Origin of the sequence: Paenibacillus sp. FSL H8-0280 (assembly GCF_045040665.1) — a bacterium.
Lineage (GTDB): Bacteria > Bacillota > Bacilli > Paenibacillales > Paenibacillaceae > Paenibacillus > Paenibacillus xylanexedens_A.
Window position 1 is genome coordinate 4,578,048 of record NZ_CP150296.1, and the last position, 26,386, is coordinate 4,604,433.

General features: G+C 47.6%; 21 protein-coding genes. 3 read left to right on the top strand and 18 right to left on the bottom strand.

What is annotated here, in order from left to right; translation table 11 throughout:
• Positions 1-20 precede the first annotated feature (20 nt).
• The 9 genes from MHI12_RS20055 to MHI12_RS20095 all read right to left on the bottom strand — a co-directional run bounded on the left by MHI12_RS20055 (position 21) and on the right by MHI12_RS20095 (position 10,512).
• Positions 21-1,241: an S-layer homology domain-containing protein gene (locus tag MHI12_RS20055; protein WP_405170139.1), complete on the bottom strand. Its 1,221-nt coding sequence runs from the start codon at positions 1,239-1,241 to the stop codon at positions 21-23.
• Positions 1,242-1,341: 100 nt separating this feature from the next.
• Positions 1,342-2,646, bottom strand: a complete 1,305-nt coding sequence (locus tag MHI12_RS20060) for a lipase family protein (RefSeq protein WP_405170140.1) — start codon at positions 2,644-2,646, stop codon at positions 1,342-1,344.
• A gap of 11 nt (positions 2,647-2,657) precedes the next feature.
• A complete protein-coding gene (locus MHI12_RS20065; RefSeq protein WP_405170141.1) occupies positions 2,658-3,005 on the bottom strand; it encodes a hypothetical protein in 348 nt (115 codons plus the stop codon).
• Positions 3,006-3,598: 593 nt separating this feature from the next.
• Positions 3,599-4,486, bottom strand: a complete 888-nt coding sequence (locus MHI12_RS20070) for a cell wall hydrolase (protein WP_405170142.1) — start codon at positions 4,484-4,486, stop codon at positions 3,599-3,601.
• Positions 4,487-4,764: 278 nt separating this feature from the next.
• The gene (locus MHI12_RS20075; RefSeq protein ID WP_341008116.1) at positions 4,765-5,982 is read right to left on the bottom strand and encodes an MFS transporter; all 1,218 of its coding nucleotides are present in this window, start codon (positions 5,980-5,982) and stop codon (positions 4,765-4,767) included.
• A 113-nt stretch (positions 5,983-6,095) separates the two neighbouring features.
• Positions 6,096-6,911: a carbohydrate ABC transporter permease gene (locus tag MHI12_RS20080; protein ID WP_036674932.1), complete on the bottom strand. Its 816-nt coding sequence runs from the start codon at positions 6,909-6,911 to the stop codon at positions 6,096-6,098.
• Between the two features lie 49 nt (positions 6,912-6,960).
• Entirely contained in the window at positions 6,961-7,833 is an 873-nt protein-coding gene (locus MHI12_RS20085; RefSeq protein WP_017687487.1) for a carbohydrate ABC transporter permease, read from the bottom strand.
• 3 nt (positions 7,834-7,836) lie between these two features.
• Positions 7,837-9,111 carry an ABC transporter substrate-binding protein gene (locus MHI12_RS20090; protein ID WP_405170143.1) on the bottom strand — a complete coding sequence of 425 codons (1,275 nt, stop codon included), beginning with the start codon at positions 9,109-9,111 and terminating at the stop codon, positions 7,837-7,839.
• Between the two features lie 216 nt (positions 9,112-9,327).
• Entirely contained in the window at positions 9,328-10,512 is a 1,185-nt protein-coding gene (locus tag MHI12_RS20095; RefSeq protein WP_405173027.1) for an LLM class flavin-dependent oxidoreductase, read from the bottom strand.
• 465 nt (positions 10,513-10,977) lie between these two features.
• Between MHI12_RS20095 and MHI12_RS20100 the strand changes: the two genes are divergently transcribed.
• Positions 10,978-11,850, top strand: coding sequence for an AraC family transcriptional regulator (locus MHI12_RS20100; protein WP_405170144.1), 873 nt, complete (start codon positions 10,978-10,980; stop codon positions 11,848-11,850).
• A gap of 257 nt (positions 11,851-12,107) precedes the next feature.
• Here the strand turns inward: MHI12_RS20100 and MHI12_RS20105 are convergent, their stop codons facing one another.
• From MHI12_RS20105 to MHI12_RS20130, 6 genes are all read right to left on the bottom strand, one after another.
• Entirely contained in the window at positions 12,108-13,031 is a 924-nt protein-coding gene (locus MHI12_RS20105) for a hypothetical protein (protein ID WP_405170145.1), read from the bottom strand.
• An 8-nt stretch (positions 13,032-13,039) separates the two neighbouring features.
• Positions 13,040-14,407, bottom strand: coding sequence for a nucleotide sugar dehydrogenase (locus tag MHI12_RS20110; RefSeq protein WP_036674926.1), 1,368 nt, complete (start codon positions 14,405-14,407; stop codon positions 13,040-13,042).
• A gap of 155 nt (positions 14,408-14,562) precedes the next feature.
• Positions 14,563-15,366 carry a response regulator transcription factor gene (locus tag MHI12_RS20115; protein ID WP_405170146.1) on the bottom strand — a complete coding sequence of 268 codons (804 nt, stop codon included), beginning with the start codon at positions 15,364-15,366 and terminating at the stop codon, positions 14,563-14,565.
• Positions 15,367-15,640: 274 nt separating this feature from the next.
• Positions 15,641-17,041 (bottom strand): glycosyltransferase, encoded by a 1,401-nt coding sequence (locus tag MHI12_RS20120; protein WP_405170147.1) that lies wholly within the window; start codon positions 17,039-17,041, stop codon positions 15,641-15,643.
• Positions 17,042-17,063: 22 nt separating this feature from the next.
• On the bottom strand, positions 17,064-18,272 hold the full coding sequence (locus MHI12_RS20125; RefSeq protein ID WP_405170148.1) for a HEAT repeat domain-containing protein: 1,209 nt from the start codon (positions 18,270-18,272) through the stop codon (positions 17,064-17,066).
• A gap of 26 nt (positions 18,273-18,298) precedes the next feature.
• Complete coding sequence (locus tag MHI12_RS20130; RefSeq protein ID WP_405170149.1) at positions 18,299-20,524, bottom strand: hypothetical protein; 2,226 nt, start codon at positions 20,522-20,524, stop codon at positions 18,299-18,301.
• A gap of 857 nt (positions 20,525-21,381) precedes the next feature.
• Here MHI12_RS20130 and MHI12_RS20135 point away from each other — a divergent pair.
• Positions 21,382-22,626: a DNA polymerase IV gene (locus MHI12_RS20135; RefSeq protein WP_405170150.1), complete on the top strand. Its 1,245-nt coding sequence runs from the start codon at positions 21,382-21,384 to the stop codon at positions 22,624-22,626.
• Positions 22,623-22,964, top strand: a complete 342-nt coding sequence (locus MHI12_RS20140; RefSeq protein WP_341008122.1) for a YolD-like family protein — start codon at positions 22,623-22,625, stop codon at positions 22,962-22,964. The genes MHI12_RS20135 and MHI12_RS20140 overlap by 4 nt, the downstream gene beginning before the upstream one ends.
• 216 nt (positions 22,965-23,180) lie before the next feature.
• Here MHI12_RS20140 and glsA read toward each other — a convergent pair whose 3' ends face one another.
• The 3 genes from glsA to MHI12_RS20155 form a co-directional block, all read right to left on the bottom strand.
• Positions 23,181-24,122, bottom strand: coding sequence for a glutaminase A (glsA, locus tag MHI12_RS20145; RefSeq protein WP_017687474.1), 942 nt, complete (start codon positions 24,120-24,122; stop codon positions 23,181-23,183).
• A gap of 136 nt (positions 24,123-24,258) precedes the next feature.
• Positions 24,259-24,741: a GNAT family N-acetyltransferase gene (locus tag MHI12_RS20150; RefSeq protein ID WP_405170151.1), complete on the bottom strand. Its 483-nt coding sequence runs from the start codon at positions 24,739-24,741 to the stop codon at positions 24,259-24,261.
• Between the two features lie 325 nt (positions 24,742-25,066).
• Positions 25,067-26,302: an OFA family MFS transporter gene (locus MHI12_RS20155; RefSeq protein WP_124116439.1), complete on the bottom strand. Its 1,236-nt coding sequence runs from the start codon at positions 26,300-26,302 to the stop codon at positions 25,067-25,069.
• Positions 26,303-26,386: the final 84 nt, after the last annotated feature.

Sequence of the window (26,386 nt, forward strand, 5' to 3'; positions counted from 1 at the left end):
TTTTCATTTATAATTCCTGCCTAGTTGTTATTTGAAATAACTGCATATGAACCATCGTCCATGTTGAATTGTCCGTAGAATCCTTTGATTTTAAGGTAATCTACAACCCACACCTTCACACCGTTTTTGTACTTTGCGAAAAAATTTTCAGGCTCCAAAACAGGAATTACTTCATATCCATATTTTTCATTCAATTTATTTGTGATAGTCATCCCACCAGTCATGTCAGTAACACCAGTCTTATAATCTCCAATGTCAAAACCCTGTTTTTTAGGATAAATTGTGATTTCTTTAAACACTAGAAGTAAACCACTGTTCTTGTAGTCGTTCTTTCCGAATTCAGTCATGAACAACGATGTATAGATGCTGTCTTTCTTCTTAGGCTCTGACGTGTTTATACCAATTAAACGATGGAACACCAGACTACCAGATCCGTTACGGAACGTTTTCCGTTTCCCTGAAATATCAGCGATAGAAGTTTTCCCTGTTGTCAGGCTAGATACCAATTCAAGATTCGTTTTCTTCGTACCCATCATTCTTAATTCATTTAGATCATCAAATGTCACAGCTTCTTTTTTCAGCACATTTTCCAGTCGCAACAAAATAGCAGAAGATTCAGCACGAGTGGTCGTCTTGTCCATTCCAAACGATCCGTCTGGAAAGCCGTTCATCAGGTTAGTTCCCATTGCAAGCGCGAGGTAAGGAATTTTGTCTTGCTCAATTCCTGGTTTAAACGACTCTTTGACTGGAAGTAACGTTCCTTTCGTTTCAGCAAATGCTGTTTTATACTCAGCACTGGAAGCAACCAATCCGGAACTCAACCATTTAGCCATTTCCTCGCGAGTAATCGGAGTACTTGGTTTAAATCCGTTTGGATAGTCTTTGGTATTAATGAACCCCAAAGTAACTGCCCGATCCACCTCAGCTTTACTCCAGTGTCCATTCAGATCCTTGAATGACTCAGTCTGGACATCTTCCGGAAGTGTCATGTCTTTGGCTACTCGTGAAATTAGGGATGCAAATTCTGCTCTTGTTACCGAAGCATTGGGCTTGAACAATCCATTACCGTATCCTTTGAAGTATCCCTTGGAAACTGCAGATTCAATAGCAGACTTTGCCCAGTGATTAGCTTGTACATCTTTGAAGGTTGTTGTTGCGGCAGAAGCCTGGGAAGAAATCAATGTCGATACGACTACTACAGCACTCATTATGGGTAACATTATTTTTTTCAACTTTTCCACTCTCCGATTAGTTAGATTAGTTTGGTTAGGCTCTTTCTAGTTTCTGCATGTTCTTTGTGAAGCCTTTGTTTCTTTACACGGTTTGCTACTATGTAAATTTTCACTTTGCTCCGGAATCTGCTTGTATAAAATCTTCTGCCTTCTGATTAATGTAGTCCACCAGTTCTGACGTATGCTCCAGGTGCCAATCATCCAGCTGCTTAATACTCATTTGAAGATCCCACACGATGGGTACAAGTCGCTGACTATGACTGCTCTCGGTATACTCAAAAAAGTTCCGTTGAATCCGTTCAAAGGTACGACTCATATCCTGAGCTTGTCGTCTCCATTTGTCCGCAGTCTCTTGCAATTCCTCAGGAGTTAGCTCTATGGTCCCTGCGGAGTATCCACCAACCACGTTGGCCACCGATTTGAATCCTTTGGTCAATGTGTCCCATGCTTCGCGCGCGTGATCAAGTATATTATGCTCCGAAGGCTTTCGCGGAGAGAAATTTACTCGTTCTCCAGTAACTTCATCATAAAGAGGATTATCAATATATCCATCTTGATCGAAGCTATAGTGCTTCATATCGTGATATTTAGGACCATCCTCAAAAAACGTATCCACTACCTTGGCCCAAACGTTAACGCCATAGTTTTCATTTCCATCTGCATAGTTAGAATCAATAAGAAACGTGGCCCCCACATGCCGCTCATAACCTCCAAAAAAACCACTTGCAATGCCATCTCCAGGATGTATAAAGTTAGTCACTTGTCCATCAAATCCCCCCTCCTCTGCTTTCCTTCTCATCTCGGGAGTAAGCGATGCTACGACTGTCGGAGCGCTAAAAGTAACGGCACTTAATCCAGTGTATACCGCTGCATACTGTGCATTAGCACCTCCCAAAGAATGACCCGTTAGGGAAAACTGTAAGTCTTTATGTTGGTCTGTCATGCTCTTTACATAGCTTTCTGCCTCATAGAGTTGATTAAAGCTCCCCACATTTTTATCTACCGTCTTTTTGACATCGCCAACCCAATCATTTAATTTTGTAATGCCTAACCCATCTTCAACCCCACGTGAGAAATCTTTCCAGAACTTCGGTTTCCAATCTATTGCACGTTCTATGGTTGCACCGATTTCGGGGAAACCAATATGTAAAGCATCCGTTCTAAAATCTGGAACAGATCTTGCCGGAATTGCGTCCCCTTCTGTTCCTCGAAATGCAATTACTGCTTGCTTCGTCTCGGGATTGTAGAATGTAACAGCATCCATACCAGATACATTATGTTTCTGATCTAGCACTTCCCAGCCAGGAATATCTGTGAATTCTTGTCCGACTTCTACTTCATCATATGAATATTGCGACATTACCTTGTAATTTTGATCTGTAATCATTTCGCTAGATAAGCGTTCTATGTTCATCACCTCCAATATTATTGTATATTATATCCTTTTTCATTAAGAGCCTTCTTTAGTTGTTTACTATATCCGAAAGATTCTTGTTTATTTGTTTCATAGTTTATATAAACACTAAAAGTTTGATCTTCATGTCCTGTTACATATCCATAGATAGTGACACGACTCATCGCCATTTTAGGTAGAATTTTTTTTTGTGTTATCGTTACATCTAATTTATAGTTATTTTTCAAATATTCAATTGCTATCGCTTCCGACCGATTTATAATTTCTTGATCCTTTATTTTTTTCTCATTCACACCTGCACAGCCCCCTAATATTAGTAACAACATAGCAACCAAGATGATCATCACCATTCGGTACATAATCTTCCCTCACTTTCAATTCGCTCCTGCTTTCCTGGGTGAAACATGAATATTACTAGAACTTCTAATTTGAATGTAGTTCCCTCCAGTGCGTTGGACTAATTCTAGACTGTATATTACTTTATGGTCTTTGCTGTAGACTACCACCTCGGACACGTTACATACTTGGAACCTACAATAGATACTCCTGCTAATAGAATTAATAACAATTTCTTCATTCAAATAATCACTTTTATTCCTAATTATGTACGTTACTCTTCACTACAAGAGCCATTTCATCTAGTCTAATAGGTTCAAAGAAAACAATCATATTTGGAAATAGTAAGAATATTTTACCACTAAACTCTCAAAAGAGATAGGTATAAGGTATGATTGCTGAATCCTTCGAATCATGCATGGGATTTGGCTACAACAACAGGTCTAGACTTATTAGCGCCATCATTAACTTTCGATTCAGGGTAAAACTCTAGTTATAGTCTTATAAGTTATACAAATTTAAATTAACCCCGATGAAGCCTGCACCTCGCAGTACCCACCGGGGTTATACTATGGTATCCAATTACTGTCTACGAATAATTCTCCACCAACTTATCTCATCTCGTAAAATCATGCTGCCCAATGGTCAGCAGCGTTGGCCTGCTCTTACTCCACACCGAAGTGGCGATCTTCGGATTGTAATAATAGAGCGCTCCGTTTGTCGGATCAGCTCCATTCAATGCCTTACGAGCAGCCCTGTAAGAGGTCTGAGTTGGCTTGGTATTAAACTGCCCATCGTCGATAGCCGTGAACTGACCTTTCTGGAAAATGACCTTGGAGATCGATGATGGGAACGCATTCGAGTGTACACGATTCATGACAACCGCTCCTACAGCGACTTGCCCTTCAAAAGACTCTCCGCGCGCTTCACCATGGATCAGCTTCGCCAACTGGCGTAACGTCTCGCCTTCGGCTTTGGCCTTTTTGTTCAGCCTATTCAGCGTCGCTGGACCTGCAACGCCGTCTGCACTCAGCCCCTGCGCCTGTTGGAACTTGCGGACAGCACCTTTGGTAATCGTACCGTAATATCCGGTCAATCCTGCGTCAAAGTACCCCAGATCGCTTAATTGCTCCTGCAATTGCAGCACATGCTCGCTACGAACTCCCTGTTCCAACTTCTGTGCTCCCGCAGAAGGAGCTGCCACGGTTAATCCCAGCGTCAATGCGCAGGCACCGAGAAGCATGCTGACCCGCCCTGCTCTTTTGCCAGCCATGTTCCCCTTCCCATGAGTGACTTTCCGACTGACAGTGATAGGTTCCATGTTGTCAGCAAACGTTAATAGATCCAGCCCCTCATTTGTGCTATCAACTGTAGTCCGTTCATTACTGTTCATATGGCTAACCACCTTCATCTCTTTCATCTCACTCACGCTATCTAATTCAATTATCATATTCTTTTCATTCATTTCATTCGGTTGATCCATTCCATTATTGTTCTTCATCATTCCATTAACCTCCACTTTTCTGAATCCAGATCCCACTTCTTTCCCCTGAATCCTCACGGATGGACATCCCGAGTGTCATTATAGGATATAGAAAAAATGAAGTCTATCGGACCGATGACGCAGTGAAAAAACGACGCTGAACATAACAAAAAGAGGCATGAGCCCATGGTCACACCATGGTCATGCCCCTTCTTGTATCAACCATATACCGCTTGTCCAACCCGTTATTTCCGTAGGCAGGCAGACCCGTACAAAAGTTGCGTTGTATTTATTGACAATTACTCAGCAAGTTCCTGACCCTTCGTTTCCCGGCCCCAGAACAGTACAGCTGCTGCGCCAATGAGGATTGTCACGAAGAAAATCGTGAAAATCAGGCTGATCGCAACTTCACGTTGAACCAGCATACCGACCATTAATGGAGCCAGTACGCCCCCGATTCGGCCAACCGATGTGGCAAGTCCAACACCTGTCGAACGAACGGAAGTCGGATACAATTCCGGGCTGTAGGCGTACAGACCACCCCACGCTCCTAGATTGAAGAAGGAAAGACAGATTCCTGCGGTCAGGATTGTCGCTTCCGTTGTTGCCAATCCAAACGCAATCGCACTGAATGCAGTCAAGGTAAGATACACAACAAGTACGAACTTGCGCCCGTAACGTTCAATGAAGTACGCCGCGGTGAAGTAACCTGGCAACTGTGCGATCGTCATGATCAGCACGTATTGGAAACTTTTAACCAACGTAAATCCTTTTGCCATTACAACCGAAGGCAGCCACAGGAACATGCCATAATAAGAGAAAATGACGGTAAACCACAAAATCCAGAGCATCAACGTTGTACGGCGATGTGGTGCTGACCAGACGGTAGCCACTTTCTCGCGGAACGTGATTTTATGAAGCTTGGTATGATTCTTGTACCGCGGCGGGTCCTGAATGGCACGACGCAAATACAGTGCATAGAACGCCGGAAGTGCACCAATGGCAAAAGCAATTCTCCATCCGTACTCCGGAATGACAAAGTTGGCAATGAGCGCGGATACAATCCAGCCCCCTGCCCAGAAACTTTCCAATAATACAACGGCACGTCCCCGTTCGGCTGTAGGCATCGACTCCGATACCAGTGTAGATGCCACGGGCAGCTCTCCGCCAAGTCCAATACCTGCAACCAGACGCAGTGCACACAATACGGCGAATCCGGTCGCCAATGCAGACAGACCGCTTGCAATCGTAAAGATTAACAAGGTCCACATCAGAATGGCTTTCCGTCCAAAACGGTCCGCAAGTGCACCTGCAATCAAAGCACCTAGCGCCATACCGATCGAGTTAATACTCGTAAGCACGCCGACTTGTCCGGGACTGAGACTCCATTCCTTGGCAAGTGCAGCCACGATAAAGGAGATCATACCAACTTCCATCGCATCAAACAGCCAGCTCATGCCGGCACTGAACAGCAGCTTGCGCTGCTTGGGATTCCGCAATACTTCCAGTTTGCTCATCACTTATAGCTCCCTTGATCTCTATGTAGTCATTCTGACACTAAATCATTATTATGCAGAATGCTCCAGAAATCAATGCAAAATAAGCTTTTCCTTCCGATTTCTGCGATACCTCACCCCTTGAGTGAACCCGCTGTCAGACCTGCTACAAAGTAACGCTGGAGTAGAAGGAACAACGCAATCATCGGAATGGCGGTTACCAGCACACCCGTAAGCATCATCGGATAGTTCGTCACGTATTCCCCGCGGAACTGCATAAGCGCGAGCGGTAAAGTGAGCTTGGACTTACTGCTGAGCATCAGCATCGGAATAAGCAAGTCATTCCATACCATGACGAGCAGGAACGTAGCCGTTGCCGCCAGCGAAGGTGCAGCCAGTGGCAGTGCAATTCGCGTATAGAGTCTCCATTCACTAGCTCCATCCATACTGCCCGCTTCCAGAATCTCCGAATTAAGCATGCGCATGAAACCTGTCAGCATAAATACAGAGACAGGCATCAGCATAGCCGCGGATACGACAATCAATCCCGTGAGACTGTCCGACCACCCGAGTGTACGTGTAAGGGAATAGATCGGCAGCATACTCACTTGGGATGGAACGATCAACCCTGCTACGAACAGAGCAAACACAATTTTTCCCACACTGCCGCCCCAGCGGACAATGGCGTAAGCAATCATGCTGCTCAGCAACAACTCAATTGCAACCGTACCAAGCGTCACGACCAGACTGTTCCCGAAATATTGCCACATCGGCTGATTGCGGAACATGCCAGTGATGTTATCCCATGTAAACGGGTCCGGCCAGCTGAATGGACTGGTGAAGAAGTTGCTGCTTGTTTTGAACGAAGATACAAATACAAAGTACAGCGGGACCAGAATCAGTAGCGCGTACACCAATAGGATCAGGCGATTGAACCATTTTAAAAACATGTGAACTCCCTTCTGCCTCGATTGCAGGATGAATGCTCCAACATCAACCTCAATAACTTACCCGGTCGGCACGCAGTGCCTTGAACTGCAACAGCGTCAAGAGCGCGAGCAACACCAGGAAGATCATGGAACCGGCAGAAGCCAGACCAAATGAATAGCTGCCAAAGGCGGTATGATAGATATATGTTGTCAAAATTTCAGTTGCGTAGTTCGGGCCTCCGTCCGTCATGGTGAAAATGAGGTCAAATGCCTTGAACGACTGAATGGTCGTATAGGCCACAACAATCGTTGCCGAAGGTGCCAGCAGTGGCCAGGTCACGGTACGAAATACCTGCCATTTGCTACCGCCATCCATGCGAGCCGCTTCATACAGTTCTGCCGGAATACCTTGCAGACCTGCGATGAATACAATCATCATCTGTCCAGCATGGGCCCAGACTTGGACCGCAGCGATGGAATAGATGGCGATCTTCGGATCACCAATCCAGTTGCGAGCAATACTGCTCATCCCGGCTTCATTCAATCCATAGTTGATCAATCCAATGGATGGATCATACATAAATGCCCAGATCAGTCCAACCGATACGGAGGACAGAATCGCAGGCAGGAAATACAACGCCCGAAGCACAATGCGTGTCTTGGTATTGCGTACCAGGAGCAGAGCCAGGACAAGTGAAATAAAGGTTTGTGCAATAACAACCGTTAACATGAACTCCACGTTGTTACCAAAGGCTTTGCGGAATACGATGCTGCTGAGACTGTCCTTGTAATTATCCAGCCCTACAAATGCATACGACGGGGATACCCCATCCCAGTCCGTAAAGGAATAGAACAGCCCCGTCAATGTAGGAAATACGAACAATCCAACGTACAGCAGCAACCCAGGGATCAGAAACAGGGATAGCTGAAGACGGTTTTTCATCGTTTATTTCCCGATATGCTGATCAATGATCGCTTGTGCCTGCTGTGCTGCTTCTTCTGGAGAAGTGCCGCTCAGTACAGCCTGGATGGAGTTGGTTACTGCTTTTTGATTGTCTCCGTTCAGGATGGTGAACCGTGGCTGGAACACGGTCTTTTTGCTCGCCCATTCTCCGGCTACCTGAAGCTCAGGCGTGTCGTACTTCACATCATTCACTGTTACATTCTGTCCCGTCTGGTTGGCGTAGTCACTCGCTACATCGGGATTACTCAGGAATTCGATGAACTTTTTGGCTTCTTCCGGATGTTTCGACTTGCTGTTCACGGCGAGCATGAATGTAGTCGTATGCACTCCTTCATACTTCGCTTGATCTGCACTTACCGTAATCGGTGCAAGCAGTTTTTGCTCCAGATTTGGATTCTGCTGCTTGTTCTGAGCCAATTGATACGATCCACTTGCCAGCATCGCTGCTTTCTCTTGGATAAACAGTGCGCCAGCCGCAGGGTCTTTTGTACCCAGTGCATCCTGCTGGAAGTAACCTTTATCGTTCAGTTCCTTGATTTGAGTCAACGTTTTCACCCAAAACTCATCCGTCAGTTTGGCTTCCCCAGCTTCCACTTTGGTAAAAATGTCGTCACTCGGTGCATTGTTCATCACCATCGTATTCATGAATTGCCCTGGGCCAATGTCCGCTCCGGCAAAGGCAATCGGAATGATGCCATTGTCTTTCAGCTTCTGGCAAAGGGCCAGGAAACCTTCCCAATCGGTCGGCGGCGTCAAGCCATATTGTTCAAACAGTTTCACATTATAAATTGGATCGTTATATACGAGTTGATACGGGATCGCATATTGCTTGCCATCATGCTGTCCTGATTCAATCAGCTTCGAATTGTAGGCCGACAGGAACGAGGATCCAGTCAGATCCGTGAACAATCCGGCTTTGGTGAAAGCTTCGAACTGTGCACCCGGGAAGGATGCAAATACATCCCCTACCGAACCGTCACTGATTTTGGATTGAACGGTGGACTGATATTGATCGGAGGGCAGTGTCTGCATCTCCACGTTGATATTCGGGTTTTCTTTTTCAAATGCGTCAATGGTCTTGTTGAGTGCTTCCACATCTTCTCCACGCCAGTGAATGAAGCTGATCGTAACCTTGCCTGAACCTGAGGAGCCGTTCTCTCCAGATGACGCGTTATCCCCACCGCCGCAAGCTGACAGCAGGATGGACATCACCAGCATACTGACGAGCGGCAGGATCAATTTTTTATTTTTTTTCATGAAAGACGACCTCCTGAGGATGATTGATATGTTAACTAAAGAATGTTTATACTGAACGCACTCCGATGACAGAATAACCTTCCGATCGCTGTTATCCCCAGATTTATTTGATTCCCTTTTATAAAAGGAAAAATCCGGGGATAAAGGCGAACGCTTCGCTTCTTCACGTTATTTCTGTCCTCTCCGTTTTCGTATAAAAAAATTAGTTAAACTTACTTAGTTAGTAGTAACGGAATGCTGCTTCTGTCTTGTTTTCCATTTCTCGCGAATGATCGGCATCACGGTCCGGCCGAAGATTTCGGCTTCTTCCAGATGCGGGTAACCGGATAGAATGAAGGTTGTAACGCCGAGATCTCCATATTCCATCAGACGTTCTGCGACCTGTTCGGCTGTACCCACAATAAGGATCGCACCGCCGGAACGCACAACGGACAAGCCTGTCCACAGGTTGGGACCTACAACAAACTGCTGCTTCTCGGACAGTTCCCGTAGCTCATTCTGTCTGCGTTGGTTGGTTGCATCCGTTTCGGCAAAAGCGGCTTTGGCTTTCTCAATCGCTTCTGGTGGTACTTTGCTAATAATCTCCCAAGCTGCTGCCCATGCTTCTTCTTCGGTATCCCGAATGAGTACCTGAGCACGCATGCCATAACGGAGCTGACGATCTTGTCCCGTTTCCTCTTTCACCTGCTGACGAATGACCTCAATCTCTTCGATCTGCTCCTGAATCCAGTCATGAGGCTCACCCCACATGAGGAACGTGTCCGCATGTTCAACAGCGACCTTCTTGGCAATCGGAGAACTTCCTCCCAGATAGAATGGTGGATGCGGATTTTGCACCGTCTCCGGCATGCCTACCGGTCCTTTGAAATTGTAATACTGGCCGTTGAATTCAGGATTGGGATCACTGGGTGCATCTGCACCAGATTTTGAACCACTTCCGGCAAACTCCGTCAGATTCAGTCCCGTCGATTGGGTCCATGAACGCTTCATGACTTCCATATACTCGCTCGCTCGTACATATCGTTCATCATGCGCATGTGCCAGTGGATCGCCGAGTTCCTCCAGATCTCGAACAGAACTGCCTGTCACCACATTGATCATGGCGCGACCACCAGAGAGCTGATCCAGTGCGGCTCCCATTCGTGCAGCGAGCACGGGTGTAACCAAACCCGGGCGAATGGCGACAAGTGGACGCAATGTCTTCGTGTGACTCATTACTGTTGAGCCGACCACCCATGCGTCCAGACAGGCTCCCCCTGTCGGAATCAGTACAAATTCGAATCCTGCCTTCTCCGCCGTCTGTGCCACATCGATCAGATAATCAAGACTTGGCTCCCGCTCCGGGGCAACCCCTACATACTTACCATCCCCTGCTGTAGGCAAAAACCATCCAAACTTCATATCTTCCTGTTCGCTCACAAAAGTCAATCCCTTCTATGAATAAATTGCTCTAAAAATGTTTCACTCAAGCACTTCGGTTACAGAAAACCTTTCGAGCACTCTTGTCCCCAGATTTCTTCTCATTCCCCTTTCATGGGGAAATCCGGTGACAAAGGCGCCCGCTTCGCTTCTTCAGGTTCTTTCTGTCCCCTCCGTTGTCGTGTCATTCTTTAAATTGATTTATTAGGCATATTCACAATAAAATGCCGATTAATTAACTTGGTTTAATAGGTATGGACATCATATCAATTGATTTGTCTGTGATCAATGTCATTTCGCGGCAATTTCATTTTGTCATTTTGTGGTCTTTTCTCAGATTTAGGTCTTCCTGATCTTGAATATGTATAAAACCCACCTGTATAATAGGTTATAAGTGAAACTTTTAAAATCTACAAACGATACTTATACAATAAAGAGGTGTTCCTGATGACCGAGAGCATGAAGGAAGACCACCATGAGTTTTTGGATATTATTTTCTTCACTCCATCTGAATTCGAGAAAGCTGGTGGCGCCTGGCCGATTCGCATCGGCCGTAATATAGCCAAGACCAACTATCATATTGGCCCGCGCACTACGCCTTATTATTATTTGCTATTTGTGCTGGAGGGGGAAGGTACATTCATACAGAACGGACAGCGTCATGCCCTTCGAGCCAGGGATGCATTCTGTCTCTTCCCTCATGTTACCCATGAGTACTGGACGGACCCGGAGGACACGTTGCAGAAAATATTTATTGCCTTTGACGGTACACATGCAGCCGAACTGCTTTCCCGAATCGGACTTACACCCGACTCACCATACCGTTCAGGTGTACTGACCCCGGAGACTGCAAGTGCCATGCGCTCGTTCATGGAGGATGTTCGCAAACCGCAGGATGGAGCGAGTGATCTGGGACGACTCACCCGATTTCTAAACCTCTTCGACCGAATTGCCCGGTCCCCCGCAACCAAAGGGTTGCAACCGGATTCAGCCACACCTTGGCTCCAGAAAGGCAAGGAATACATGGACATTCATTTTGCAGGCGGCATCTCCGTGGAAGGTGTGTCCGCTCATGCTGGTGTGGATCGAACCCATTTTGCCAAACAGTTCCGCAAAGCTTATGGTCTGTCCCCTGTGCAATATATCCAGCAATTGAAAATGAATCAGGCCAAACGTCTGCTCGTGCAGACGCCGCTAAGCTTAACTGAAGTGGCTCATTCCGTAGGTTACCCGGACTTATTCTCCTTCTCCAAAGCGTTCAAAAAACAAGTCGGTCTGCCACCCAATCGCTATCGCACAGCGGAGAGCACGAAAAAATGAGGGAGCGACCTTTCGCTCCCCAGCCTATAATCCATGCCTCATGCATCACGCCTTGTGTACGATTGCGTAAGATGTCGCCTTTACCAAATTGCTATGGACTCCGTTTCATATCCTGCATATCGTAGTCTTGCAAAATCTTCACCTAAATCCACCACAAAAAAAGGCAAGCCCCATCTACCCGGGACTTGCCTTTTTTCTATACTATAGTCTTGACTGCACGTACCTGAAACCAGGAACTTTTTTACGTTGACGTAACGCTATTCCTTCTCCTCATCCTTACGCGCAAGCGGAATACCGTTCTCCTTTGCATACCATGCTTCATAATGATGCACTGCCACACCTGCAAATGAAGAATGAGAGGTACCAAGATCAAACACCTTCGCCATCTCTTCATTCATATTGCTAACCGGTTTACGGAAAAAGGTCAGGTGATCCCCCTCGTGTGTATCCGCGAGTTCCGCTCCGATCCAGACTTTCTTGCCGAGATCATCCGCTTCGTCCAGTTCTTCCTTGGACAAATCATACATCTGCTGCCCACTATCCCGGTATGCCATAATGGCTACCGCATCGAAATGTGAGATCACCCAGCGACTGAATGTACCCTCACTTTCAGCCGACTGACGGGCATCAAGCCAGAACGGGATCGCAGCACTCATGTACAGTCCGGCATCCTCGCCGGCTTTTGTCCAGGCCTTCATGTTGTTCTGCCACTCTGCAATGACGCTGCTCTCCTCGTTCTCCCAGCGCTTCAACTGATACGGCTCCACATCCAGTTGAATGCCTTCGAAGCGTTCATTCTTGGCCGAAGCTGCATTGTATGCTCTTACTCGCTCGATAAAAGCAAGTCCTTCATCCCGCTTCTCCTCATAGGCCCAGTCTGCATGACCGTTAAGTCCATGCACTTCAATCTCAGCCTGTCGGGCAGCCGCAATGAATTTGCGATATGTTACATCAGGCACCTCATCCTGGATTTGCAGGAAGATGGTATCTACGCCCTGTTCTTTGGAAAAGGCAATAATCTCAGGCGTTTGTTCTGCAATAATGGACGCGTCCCACAGCCAGGTCGCTTTGTGTTCCTCTGCCGAGAACCATTTGAACATCCAGGACAGAAGCAGCAGGCACAACACCACAGCCAGAATGGCCCATTTCGCCATACCCACCAGTTTGCCCCGTTGCCTCATATATTTCCTCAGACGAGCAACGCTTCACTTGGCTCAAGCACAGGATGCTGTACCGAGTGACCAATCTTGTAAATATGCGGATGCGTGTATGAACGGAACGCATTACGTGTATCCAGAATCGGTACACCCATCTCGGCAATATCAAAGTAAGGCAAATCGCTGTGGTTGGTGATCAGCACGATGCAATCGTACTTCTTGAACTGCTCCAGATTGAACGCTTCGCTGTGTACGGTCTCCCCATGCTTGTCCTGGAAGGAATCCGCATGTGGATCGTAGTAGCTAACGTTAGCTCCACTTTCCTTGAACAGTTCATATACTTCCAGTCCTGGTGATTCACGCAGGTCGGCAATATTAGGCTTGTACGACATGCCGAGGAGCAGAATATTGGATTTACGTACGGATTTAGCGTATTCGTTCAGAATCGTTGACGTTTTGTTCAACACATAATATGGCATGTTGTCATTAGTGGATTGCGCCAATTCAATGAATTTGCTATAGAAACGGAAGCCTTTGGCCTTCCATGACAGGTACATCGGATCAAGTGGAATGCAGTGTCCACCGATGCCTGGGCCTGGATAGAATGGCATGAAACCAAATGGTTTCGTTGCCGCCGCGTCAATAACTTCCCAGATATCGATACCCATACGATCGCACATCATCGCCATTTCATTCACAAAGGCAATGTTCACGCTGCGGAATGTGTTCTCCAGCAGTTTGGACATCTCAGCCACTTTTGGCGAAGATACCGGTACTACGGTTTCTACATATTTGCCATACAGTGCTGTTCCGAGCTTCAGGCAGGCTTCAGTCGTGCCCCCGATTACTTTCGGCGTATTAAATGTTGTGAAACGTCCATTCGACGGGTCCACACGCTCAGGCGAGAAGCAGAGGAAATAGTCTTTACCTGCTTCTTGTCCGATCTTGTCCAGCTGCTGCTGGATCAGTTCTTCGGTTGTACCTGGATAAGTGGTGCTCTCCAGCGTAATCAGCATACCTGGTTTCATGTGCAGTTTGATCTGATCCACAACGGTCTCGATGTAAGACGTATCCGGGTCCTGATTCTCACTAAGCGGTGTCGGTACGCAGATACTGAGTGCGTCGATCACGCGCAGCATGCTGTAATCTGTCGTTGGCTGGAAACGACCGCTTTGCATTACTTTTTTCAACTCATCGGACGAAATATCGTGAATATAGGAATCTCCTTGATAGATACTTTCTACTTTGGACGCATCCAGATCAATTCCGATTACCGTGAAACCTTGATTGACCATTTCCACGGCAAGTGGAAGTCCTACGTAACCGAGCCCGACGACGCCGAGTACAGCTTCTTTATTTTCAATCGCATTCAGTAATGTGTGGAATTGTTGATTCTCCATGATATTCCCTCCGGGCAGTGTATTTTGGTGGTGCTTAAAATCCATATAAATAGATGAGTGTCTGTGCTCTAAATGTTGCTCTAATCTATCTGATTCATAGTGTAAAAAAAGCTCTTACTTGGCACTTCACACAATCAGTTGTTCCAAGCTGTCTTCTAATGCAGGCAACGTCTGATTCGGGCATCCAGCTCTACAGGTGAGAACGGTTTGGTCATGTAATCATCCACGCCGCTGCGGAAGCATTGACTGATCGTCTGCTCGACACGTTGCTCAGTCAACACGACAATTTTGGGTGGCTGCTCCATCTCCAGGTTCTGAATATGATGGATGAACGGCAGACCGTCGATGCCATACAGATTCAACTCGGTGAGCACCAGGTCAGGTGTGACTTTCTCGATCAACTCCAGTGCAGCCAGTCCATCGACAGCTTCATAGGTTTCGTATCCCTGCATCTTCAACCTCAATTGCAGGAATTCGCGTACCGTAGGATCGTTGTCCACAATCAAAATTCGTTCCGGCTCTTCCGCCGTATTGTCCAGCGTGTAGATATGAATCTCCGACGAATCTACGAGCTTCGAGGACTCAGCCATATGCTGAATAGTTGCCTTCGAAGGGCGCTCCCCTTCCGGGAAACTGGCCAGTGTAATCTGTGGATCGGCACCGGGTACAGTCTCTTGCAACTCATGTTTGATCCGAAGTCCTTCATAATGAACTTCATCCAGTGACAAACCTGGCAGCAGGACGGCGATCGCCTGGGTAGCCCCATCCTTCCACACCTGGAAGGCAGACTCACTCGTTTGCTCCAGATGTGCCCTGACCTGCTGCTCAGGTTGAGAGTTTCCTGCACAATGGATGAACATTAAGCCGCATGTTTCGGCACCCGTTTCCTTCAATCCCTGTTCTACACTTCGGTACACATTAACGGCAGCCTCACGCTGCAATGTCGCCGTATTTGGCATGTTCTTTTCCACCCTTCTCCTCGATTATCTATATAAGTCCAAAAAATCTTATTTACACTGACACTCCGATGACAGAACAACCTTCTGAGCGCTGTTATCCCCAGTTTTTTGATCCCTTTTAAAAAAGGAAATCCGGGGATAAAGGTATGCTTTCGATGCAGCTTTCTTTCAGAAAGCTTTTAGGTGCACGCTTCGCTTCTTCAGGCTTTTTCTGCCCTCTCCGTTATCGTGTAAATGTCTAGTTGGACATATAATTGCTTTGATTATTCTTTACCTAAGCGGCTTCGGTTGTTTTCTTCTCATCCTCGGACCAGCTTTGGCGTGTCATGGTACCCCATGAGTTGTTGTTTTGCATAAACTGCACATGTCCCTGCAATCTCCACAGTACGCCGAGCTGGTGGTAACCCACGAATTTCAACGCGGAGTAGACCAGCATTTTGACCAGATCGGAGAGCTTGTTGTAACGTTTGAAAGCAATCTCCTCCAGGACAAGTGCGCCTACACTCAGCAGATAACCACTCACAAAGTTCAACAATCCAAACAGAACCAGAATCGGCCATTGCGTCATATCCAGAAGGACATATCCAGCGAGAGCCAGAAGGCCGGTAATCCGGAAATACGGGTTCAGTGCTTCAAAAAGGACGTTATATGGCATGGTCACCATACCCATAACCTTATATTTTGGATTGAACAACATGCCACGATTCTCGATCATGTTCTTCAGGTTCCCACGGCCCCAGCGCTTGCGCTGACTGGACAAGATCCGGTATGAATCCGGTGCCTGCGTCCAACATACGGCCTCAGGACAGAAGGCAACGCGGTACTTCAATTTGTTTTCCAGCATATAACGGTGAAGCTTAATGATGATGTTCATGTCTTCCCCAGGATAACCATCCCGGTATCCACCCACGGCGATAACAGCATCCTTACGGAACATGCCGAAGGCACCGGAGACAATGATCAGACCGTTCATGTGACTCCAGCCAATCCGTCCGCCCAGGAAGGCTTTGAGATATTCAATCGACTGGAACATGGGCCAGATCTTGCGTGGCAGTGATACATCTTGCACTGCCCCGTTTTCAATTTTGCAGCCATTGGCGATTCTTACATCTCCACCGATGGCTACCGTCTCTTCCGGATTCTCCATATACATGCGTGCCATGCGGATCAGGGCATCCTTCTCCAGCAACGAATCGGCATCGATGGAAGAGATCAACGGATAATGAGACAGGTTGATCCCGGCATTGAGGGAATCGGCCTTACCACCGTTTTCCTTGTCAATGACATACAGATCCGGGAACTCCGGGTTATGATAGATCCCACGAATTTTCTGACAGGCGATCTTGCCCCGAATCTTCGTATTGGGTACTGGCTTCAGCCGATATTCTTCCAACAGAATATTCAGTGTCGCATCACTGGAGCCATCATTCACAACAATGACTTCATACGTTGGATAATTCAGCGTCATCAGGCAGTTCACATTTTCAATAATCGTCAGTTCCTCGTTGTATGCCGGTACCAGCAGAGAAACGGAAGGAACCAGTTCCGAGCCTGACAATGTATTGTATTTGGAATAATGCGACCGCCGGAAGATCGTCCAGATGTTACGGAACGATAAAGCCAGAATGGAAAAATAGAGCGTATTTACAAAAACAACATAGTAGATTGCGACCATGCCGTAGATTAATAGTAGATCCCTAAGCAGTGTAATCCCCTCCTACCGTAGCGACACCTGTGCGTTTCTTGCTGGTTCTGTTCTCTCGGACAGGGCCAAAATAGCGATCGTACAGCAGTCTTTTTTTGTTATGTGCAATCATCTGCTCTACAGCTCTGTCATCGGTTCTCGTATGCAGCATGGTACTCTCAATCTGCTGCATCGCAATCTCGCGTTCAGCAACTGTACCTTGCACCGCAGCCTGACACAGCGCTTCGAATCCCGGTTCACCGAGCTTGCTCAGACTCTCCGCACTGTTATAACGCACTCTCCAGTCTTCATCCCGCAGCGCTTTGCGCAGTAATGGAATACTGCCAGATGCATGTTTCGAACCAAGCGCTTGTACCACTTCGGCGCGAACTTCCGGATCGGGGTCCTGAATCAGCTTCAGAATTGTCTCATCCCGGAGTGCCGGACTTGCGCTAAGATACAGCTTCACCGCCTCGGCACGTACATCCTGATGTTCTGCGCCTACGAGTCTGTCCAGTGCAGGCATCACTTCAGGTACAGCCTGTCCCCACATGGCAACCAGTCCGACTTTTACAAAATCAGGATTCCGGTCCTCCAGCAACTCAATTAGAATTCTGCTCGTATCCAGACTCGTTTCGAGCAGAATATCTGCTGCCAGATGGTGAATGGACTTACCTTTGGTTAACAGCAACGCCAGCATGTCTTTCAGTTCACCTTGCCGAGTCGTACATCTGGAGATGGACCGACCAATCATAATGGCCATCGGGCCCGGTTTCTCATCCTTCAGCAACTCCATCAAACCCGGAACGGCTTCGGGACAACGCATGCCACCCAAGCGATAAGCAGCATCAATCTGGCGACCGTACCGCAGACGGCCCAGTTCCTTCAGATCATGCTCTACGAATCCTGCTTCACGGCACAGTGCGATTAATTTGTCGCGATACTCACCCTTGAACTGGTCGATCCATTCAATCAGTCTGTCCTGAATGACTCTGCGTTCCAGCGGAGCCAGTTTGCCTGGTGGCAATTTGAGTGGACTATTCTCGGTCAAGGCTGTTTGCAGATAGGTGAAGTAGTCACGCTGCTTCAATTCATAAAACGCCGTCTTGCGTCGTTTGCCATTGTGGGACATTTTCATGGCAAACAATACGATGACGCCTACAACAACAAGTGCGATACAGATGTACAAAAACAGATAGGCCAAAGCCAAACTTGGAAACATGTGAAAAGGTCCTCCTTTATACTCATTTATTCGATCTGAAAACTAGGAATTTTTCCGTAGCTCTTCTTCATTTTTTCGTAGCTTAGCTTAAGCCGTTCACTATACTGCACCTGTTCCCAAGGCTGCCAGCTATATACCGGCAATGTCTTCAGGTCCAGGGTCGTCTCTTCACCCCCAGGCCAAGATACGTTCTTCGTGGCGCGGTCCGTTAACCACGGAATGAGGGTAACGCCTTCCACAGCAACTGTGGAGAACTCACGTCCATTCTTGAGCGGTCCATAGTCGATCGCTTGCAGCGAACTCGGATCACCGAACCCAAGCAGCATCCAGGGAATTCGCAGCTCCACTTGATTGCCGTTATACTGCCATGCCGTTAATGAATCCGTATCGGGCTGACCGGGAGCCGTCGTTCCCCGCTTCAATGTTCCGACCTTTTCATTCATGAACGGTTGAGCAGATCGGGTATCCGGCGGTGTCATCCTCAGGCTGACTGCCAGATTCCATGGGTGGAACGGATCTGCGGAGTCTGACTGCTGATCTGGTAGCATGTCGTATCCATCCTTGCCATACAGACGCTGGTTAAAGTCATAATCCTTGGCGATCTCCACCTGAGATTCTTCATCCTGCCCCAGTGTAATCACCGTCTCAAGACCATCACTGAGCGTCCGGCTCGGGAGTATCTTGTCAGGCTGACTGCCTCCGGCAAGTGTATCTGTGCCAATTCGCAGCACCGTCTTCTCCGGGTCAAAAGGTTGATCCAAGGTCAGCCCAATATACAGATAGGCTTCGTCATGGGTCATCTTCATTTCCTGAATGCCGTCCACTTGACCCTGCCAGGTCGTGACCTCTTCATCCTTCAGATCATCCCAGTCATCCAGTGATCCGTCGATAGTCAACTGTTCCTGTTTACCGGGGTCCATGGCAAGCAGACCAAACATCTTCTCGTTTGTCAGCACGTTCAGCCAATATGCACGGCGATCAGCCGGGATTTCCAGTGGCATCGTGTTCCATGTTTTTTTGAACCATTCATCCTGCCACATGAACACAATCGCTCCCGAGTATCCTTCATCATAGATATCCTGCGTCAGTGACGCGTCAATATCTCCCTGCTCTACTTCGTTATGTCCACCCTGATTCCGTCCTCCCATACCCAGATGGGAAATACCAAGAGAAGAAGGTACGCCATACTCTGTAATCATTACAGGCATATCGGAAAACTCGGCTTTAAGCTTGCGCAGATAACTTTTGTACGTGTTGTACTCACCGTCCTCATCCTTGATGGTTTGGAGCGTTTTATCGATATGGAACAGATCCGGGTAATACGGGTACACATGGTAGGCTGCAAAATAACCTCCCTGCCATGCCTCCGGCTGAATATGTCGGGCATCCACACTGACGAGATCCTCTTCATACAGCGGCTCGCCGGGATGATCCAGCACATCGGTCGTTACCCAGTTGGTGAAGGTCATCGGATGCTCCCACCCATACTTCTTCTCCAGGACCGCCGTATGATCCAGCAGCTCTGCCAGCCAGTTCTCGAACGGTGACGCTTCTGGACTCGCCGAGAAATGAACTCCCTTGTACTGTGGCACGTCCGCATGTTTGGCGTTTGTGTTGTCTACCATCGCCGGGTCCCATTCCGTCCCTACATGCCAGGCCATCAGGTATTTTCCTGCATTCGTTTTGTATTTGCCGCTGGACTCTCCCTGCTTGGCAGGAATGTCCGCATCGCCATAAACAGCAGATACGGCCTTTTCAATCTCCTGCTTGAACGTCTGCTCAATATGCGCCGCATAGGCATCCTGCTTCTCAATTAACTCTTCTTCAGGTGACCATATGCCCTGTATAAAATATAACGGTTGCTCCCGGCCGCGGTTATATTCGACTAATGCGGAGTAGAAAATCGGTTCGTGAACCGTGTATACCCGGATTACATTGGCTCCCAGATCCTCGATCTGCTGGAACCACCGCAAGTAATCCTCTTTGGTCAGCGGGAATTCTCCCGGGTAATGCCCCGGTGAAGTTGCGCCCAGGTTGACACCTTTGACGAACATCTCCCTCCACGTTCCATCTGGCCCGTATTCCATGAACCGGTCTCCATCGGTCTTGAATTTCATCTCCGTGCCGTTCTCCGCTGTGTACGTAACGAGCTTGGGTTGCATATAGTGCCATCCGGCAAATATCCCACCGGTCACCACCACTGCTCCTGTCAACACCGTTAATAGCCAGCGTCTTCGTCTTTGTCTGCTCATGTCTTTAGATTGCTCACCTCTCTAATATGCATCCTGCTTCAACATCGAATGGTCCAACATGAAGTTTACGAATCATTCCGCTTCGGATGTCCGCTTGGTAGAGATGTCAGCGGTGTAGTTCTCACTATAGCGCTAAGACTCTGCATTTGTAACTAGGCTGATGGAAGCAAACATGAAATGGAACATTCTGCCCATAATTCGTAAAAAGCGCCATCAACTAGCACCCGAAAGCCTCCAGGATACGTCTGATTCCCAAACACTAATATTTGCTGGAATCGCATGGATTAGATACCCTGCTGATCTTGCACTTCTGGAACCTTTATTGTTATGTGCAACGCGGGTACAGGCAACGTTTGCCGTTTGAACACATACCCCATTAAACGCGAGTTATAATTTAAAGTTGCGGACCTTTTTACAGTATTAACCATAAAGATTACAAAATTGATACTATAGTCCGATAACGCATCAGCGATATTCCGCGTCACATCAAGGTTTTCTGAAAAATGCAGAAAATCAAAAAAGGACGTCAGTCCCCCTCTATAGGACTGTGCCCATTTATAACCCTTTTACAAAAAACCAAATGAACGCCCGGTCATCACCCGGAAGTCACGGATCTCTCACATTAAATGTAAAAAAGCACATCTTATTTCCTAATTTCTGCCTCTAATATAGCTAACCCATAATTGTGTCCAATTTGCAAAATAATTCCGGTTGCCGCATTTCGAATTGTCGGATATGCTTATAAAACAAGAACACTTGTTCCATACTGTAAATAAACTGTTAATTATCGATGTTCAAATGAAAATAATTGCTTCTTAACATAATAGCTTAGCATCACGAATAAGGAGAGAAGTCTTATGCCTCGCCAAGACAGACGTGTCATCATGCTGGCAGACTGCCAGTCATTCTATGCCAGTGTGGAGAAGTCTGCACATCCCGAATACAAGGACAGCCCCCTCGTAGTCGCGGGAGATCCGGCGCGCCGTTCGGGTATTATTCTTGCGGCCTGTCCACTCGCCAAGTCCTATGGAATTACGACAGCAGAACGACTGGGCGAAGCGCTCGCCAAATGTCCGGATGTTGTTGTTGTTCGCCCCCGGATGGCCGAATACATTCGGGTGTCCCTTCATATTACGCGTATCCTTCAGTCTTACACGGATCTGGTGGAACCCTATAGTATTGATGAACAGTTTCTCGATGTCACCGGAAGCCTGGATCTGTTCGGCAGCCCCGAGACGATTGCGCGCAGCATTCAATCGAGGGTGATGGAGGAGACGGGTGTGTACATTCGAATCGGTATCAGTGATACCAAGGTCGTTAGCAAGATGGCCTGTGATCTATATGCCAAAAAAGTCCCTGGTGGCATCTGCACGTTGCCTCGCAAAGATCTGCCTTCAACCATCTGGGAGAAGCCTGTGCGAGACATGTTCATGGTCGGTTCCCGCATGGCGCAGCATCTCTACAAGATGGGCGTGCATACGATCGGTGATCTGGCCCAGACCCCACTGTCCCGACTGAGAGAACGTTGGGGTGTAAATGGCGAGGTACTGTGGCGTATCGCCCGCGGTATTGACGATTCCCCGGTCAAACCCGGGACCTATGCTCATCAGCAGCAGGGAATCGGACATCAGATGACGCTGCCCCGGGACTATGACTCCTGGGAAGATATCAAAGTGGTACTGCTTGAACTGGCGGAACTCGTCAGTCGACGTTCCCGGGACAAATCACTCATGGGCCATGTGGTCTCGGTTGGATGTCGCGGACAGGATTATGATCGGCCAACCGGTTTCTCCCGCCAGATGAAGGTGAATGAACCCACCAACATTACGGATGAAGTATACGATGCGGCAGCAGCTCTGTTCCTGCGCCATTGGGACGGATTACCCATCCGCCGCATCAGCGTGTCATTGACCGGACTTGTACCCGATTCCGAAGTGCAGCTGTCCTGGTTTGATGACCGTGAACGTAAAAGAGAATTGGAACGTGCCACGGATGATATCAAGCGCAGGTACGGAGATACCGCCATCATGCGGGCATCTTCCCTCTGCTCGTCCGCGCAAGCCCATGAACGTTCTCATAAAATTGGAGGTCATTATAAATGAGTAAAAAATTGCAGCAAAACGGTATCTTCGAGTCCTCACGCATGATGCTCCCCGAACACCGGGAAGCCTACATTCTTCATCAGGAACAACTTGCTCCTCGTACCCGCCCATCCCTGGATGCCCAGGCCGCGGAAGAAATGTCCCGTTTGCTCAGCAACTCGATGATGCTTGGAGATAGGGTCACTATTACGTTGTTTCACGAACATGATGATATCCGTTACACGGGGCAAGTGCTTCGACTGGACCGTCCGGCCCGTACCCTCAGACTGCTGATGGAAGATGGGTCCCGGGATATTCAGATGAACCTCATTACAAATGTGGCCCTAGCCGATGACTGAAGGGAGATGTACCCACCCCGATGTTGTGGATATTCCATGATAGATGCAGCATAGCCGTTGCCATGCAGGACTGTCTTCCTACACTTCCAGGTGAATACCAAAAGCAGCCGACGAGACATATCCAGACCATTCACTTCGTTCTAAAGAAGCAAAATATCAGATATGTGATTCATCGGCTACATATAAGGGTAAAGCTTCTTTTTTCTGAAAAACTTCTTAGAAAAAGCTCCAGTCAAATTCCTTGGACAGACGCTCGAGCAGATGCACACCGGCAATACTGTTGCCTTTGCGATTCAGAGCCGGGCCAACAAGACCTATGCCGAATTGTCCCGGTACAAGGGTCAATATCCCTCCGGATACTCCACTTTTGGCGGGCAATCCAACCTCGATGGCAAATTCGCCTGATGCATTATACATACCACAGGTGGTCATGAAGGTTTTGGCAATCTGAACATAGCGACGAGGGATGAGTTCTTCTCCCGTAATTGGATCTGTTCCATTATAGGCCAGAACAAGTGACATTCGAGACAGATCTGCACACGTCACTTCAATGGAGCAATGACGGAAATACACGGCAAGCACGTCTTCAACGTCATCCTTAATGACACCGTTGTGCTTCAAAAAGTAGCCAAGTGAACGATTCATATGACCGCTCTCCGATTCGGACTGGAATACCTCTTCGTTATAGCCCAGCTGATCATTATTCGCCAGTTTGCGGAAAAACTCCAGAATGCGGCGTGATTTCTCTTCCTTACAGTCTCCTCCAACAAGCGAGGACACCGTAATCGCACCCGCATTAATCAATGGATTAAATGGAATACCGGGTTCGACTAGTTCAAGCTTGATCATCGAATCGTAATCGTCGCCTGTCGGTTCTTTTCCTACATTAAAGAAAACCGCTTCTTCCCCATGATCCATCAGGGCCAGAATAAGGGTAAATACTTTGGAGATACTTTGCATCGTAAATGGGACACCGCAATCCCCTGCCGACACGTGGTTCCCTTCGGCGTCCATGATATGTATACCAAGCTCATCCTGAGAGGCTTTGACAAGTTCCGGGATATAAGAAGCCACCTTACCTTGCCCGGTGTGCAAGCGACTGGTCTCCAGCCACTCCGGCAGTAATGCATTCAGACGTTCCATGGTTGAATTGCTCATATGTCATCTCCTCCACATCTCTATATAAGCAAGCATCTTGCATGAAATGTTGAACCCATGCACCATGATGATAATGAGCCCCAGCCATCTCATGCAAGATGCCCTATATTATCTGATTACCCTCAGAACAGTTCCTTTACCGCTTCGTTTGAAGATTTAACTCCAAAATTTCACCGGGAAGACCATCGTAATCACCCGTCCAGGTGGATACAAAGTTCTGTCTGGTCAAGATCCGGCGGGAAGCAGCGTTACCCGGATCGATAACTGCATAGAGGGATCCAATCCCTGCGGCTTGTGCCTGAATAATCAACCGTGACGCTATGGATGTGCCTTGACCTTTGCCCCAATGTTCAGGCAGGATCATGTAACCTATCTCAGCCTTGGTCGGGTCCTCCTGATCCGGAATCAATTTGGCATACGCCACACCGGCACCATCTTCACTATATACTCGGTAATGTCCGCAAGTGGAACGCTCATTAAACTCCAGCATGGACTCGAATTGCGTTCTCGCCTCTTGCTCTGGTAGTGCACGTTCTGTAATCTGTTTCATTACTTCCATATTGGAAACCAATGCATAATAATCATCAAAATCAGGTTGTGTGTATTTAATGAACTTCATGATATGCCTCCTCTGGGGTACATAACTTATCTTGGTCTTGTTGAATTCACCTAGAGTATAACAGATGCGAATGATGGAATGCACACAAGGCAACACGCTTGCAGGCAGCCAGATGATCCGATAGGCCAACAAGTCAGCAATCTGACCACTGTAGATACCAAAAAGCGGCCTCAACTGGAGACCGCTTTGTTTACTTTGTTTTTGATTTGCTTTTTAAGATGAAGAAATATCCTCAGTTCCGTACTTCCAGTGCATGTTTTTCTTATAACGTTGTTCCAGTTGTGCTTTTTCTTCTTGCTGTGATTCCACTTATCACTGTATTGGCTTAGCTTGCCCGTGATGAAGGGTTAAGGTTCATCTGTTTTTCACGTTGACGTGCACGACGACCTTGACCTGGAGGGGTGATGATCAGTGCGAGCAACAGCGAGACAGCACAGAGTACAGCAATCACGATGAAGGTTAGATGGAATCCGCCCAGCAGGGCGCTGATGAATGACCCAGCCAAAGCACCAAATCCAAATCCCTGATAGATCACACCATAGTTTTTGCTCTGATTCTTCAGTCCGAAGTAATCGGCCACAATCGCCGGGAATACGGTAATGTTACCGCCGAAGCAGAATGCAACGGCCGCCACACAGGCGAAGAAAATTCCGAAGGTCAGTGGAACCAGACTAAGTGTCATGACAGCTACGGCTGTAACCAGCAGCGCACCAGCGATGACTTTCATTCGTCCTACTTTATCCGACAACGCACCAAGAATAATACGTCCTGCCGTATTAAAGATTGCAACCATGGCCACTGCGTTCGCAGCGGTAGCTACATCAAGACCGGCAAGCTGTACACCGATATCTTTAACAATACCGATCAGGTACAGACCACTCATACACGCCGTGAAGAAAATAACAAACAGCATATACGCTTCTTTTGTACGCAGCATCTCTTTCACCGTGTAATCATGACGTGCTACGACTTGTTTGGATCCTTCCTTGCTTGTAGGAGCCTGTTCACGAACAACCGCTTCACGGATCAGGAATGATCCCGCAACCACCAGAACCAGAACGATAATACCCCAGTACATAAATGCCTGAGCAGGACCAACGGCACCAATCAATGCCGTGTTCACATATTTGAACAATAAACTACCGGTACCAAAGGCGCCGACCGAGATCCCCGAGATTAGGCCTTTACGCTCCGGGAACCATTTGATCAGATTAGACAGCGACGTAATGTACGCCGTACCATCTGCAAAACCAACGACAAATCCAGCCAAGATATACAACAGCGTTAATGAAGTGACTTGGGAACTCAGAATAAGACCCAGCCCAAGCACAACCCCGGCTACACGGATCAGGCGTTGAAGACCCCAACGTTCCTGCAACCGTCCTGCAAACAATGTGGCAAATGCCAAAGCAAAACTGGTAATAGAAAAAGTTATCGCGACCGAGCTGACGTCCCATCCGAAACGATCAGACAACGGTTGATTAAATAAACTCCAAGTATAGATGGTTCCAAGACCCATTTGTACAATGATGGTCCCCAACACAATGAGCCAGCGGTTCATTTTTGTAGGTGCAGATGTTGATTCAGGTGTTGATGAAACGGATGAAATTGTTGCTTTCATCGTGATCTCCCCTTTGCCGATGTC

What these genes read in the sequence shown, in the direction of transcription:
- MHI12_RS20135 (WP_405170150.1), top strand. Translation starts at nt 21,382, where the DNA reads ATGCCTCGCCAAGACAGACGTGTCATCATGCTGGCAGACTGCCAGTCA.
- MHI12_RS20075 (WP_341008116.1), bottom strand. Translation starts at nt 5,982, where the DNA reads ATGAGCAAACTGGAAGTATTGCGGAATCCCAAGCAGCGCAAGCTGCTG.
- MHI12_RS20125 (WP_405170148.1), bottom strand. Translation starts at nt 18,272, where the DNA reads ATGTTTCCAAGTTTGGCTTTGGCCTATCTGTTTTTGTACATCTGTATC.
- MHI12_RS20110 (WP_036674926.1), bottom strand. Translation starts at nt 14,407, where the DNA reads ATGGAGAATCAACAATTCCACACATTACTGAATGCGATTGAAAATAAA.
- MHI12_RS20070 (WP_405170142.1), bottom strand. Translation starts at nt 4,486, where the DNA reads ATGATGAAGAACAATAATGGAATGGATCAACCGAATGAAATGAATGAA.
- MHI12_RS20095 (WP_405173027.1), bottom strand. Translation starts at nt 10,512, where the DNA reads ATGAAGTTTGGATGGTTTTTGCCTACAGCAGGGGATGGTAAGTATGTA.
- MHI12_RS20100 (WP_405170144.1), top strand. Translation starts at nt 10,978, where the DNA reads ATGACCGAGAGCATGAAGGAAGACCACCATGAGTTTTTGGATATTATT.
- MHI12_RS20150 (WP_405170151.1), bottom strand. Translation starts at nt 24,741, where the DNA reads ATGAAGTTCATTAAATACACACAACCTGATTTTGATGATTATTATGCA.
- MHI12_RS20060 (WP_405170140.1), bottom strand. Translation starts at nt 2,646, where the DNA reads ATGAACATAGAACGCTTATCTAGCGAAATGATTACAGATCAAAATTAC.
- MHI12_RS20120 (WP_405170147.1), bottom strand. Translation starts at nt 17,041, where the DNA reads ATGGTCGCAATCTACTATGTTGTTTTTGTAAATACGCTCTATTTTTCC.
- MHI12_RS20090 (WP_405170143.1), bottom strand. Translation starts at nt 9,111, where the DNA reads ATGAAAAAAAATAAAAAATTGATCCTGCCGCTCGTCAGTATGCTGGTG.
- MHI12_RS20080 (WP_036674932.1), bottom strand. Translation starts at nt 6,911, where the DNA reads ATGTTTTTAAAATGGTTCAATCGCCTGATCCTATTGGTGTACGCGCTA.
- glsA (WP_017687474.1), bottom strand. Translation starts at nt 24,122, where the DNA reads ATGAGCAATTCAACCATGGAACGTCTGAATGCATTACTGCCGGAGTGG.
- MHI12_RS20085 (WP_017687487.1), bottom strand. Translation starts at nt 7,833, where the DNA reads ATGAAAAACCGTCTTCAGCTATCCCTGTTTCTGATCCCTGGGTTGCTG.
- MHI12_RS20130 (WP_405170149.1), bottom strand. Translation starts at nt 20,524, where the DNA reads ATGAGCAGACAAAGACGAAGACGCTGGCTATTAACGGTGTTGACAGGA.
- MHI12_RS20155 (WP_124116439.1), bottom strand. Translation starts at nt 26,302, where the DNA reads ATGAACCGCTGGCTCATTGTGTTGGGGACCATCATTGTACAAATGGGT.
- MHI12_RS20140 (WP_341008122.1), top strand. Translation starts at nt 22,623, where the DNA reads ATGAGTAAAAAATTGCAGCAAAACGGTATCTTCGAGTCCTCACGCATG.
- MHI12_RS20105 (WP_405170145.1), bottom strand. Translation starts at nt 13,031, where the DNA reads ATGAGGCAACGGGGCAAACTGGTGGGTATGGCGAAATGGGCCATTCTG.
- MHI12_RS20115 (WP_405170146.1), bottom strand. Translation starts at nt 15,366, where the DNA reads ATGCCAAATACGGCGACATTGCAGCGTGAGGCTGCCGTTAATGTGTAC.
- MHI12_RS20065 (WP_405170141.1), bottom strand. Translation starts at nt 3,005, where the DNA reads ATGTACCGAATGGTGATGATCATCTTGGTTGCTATGTTGTTACTAATA.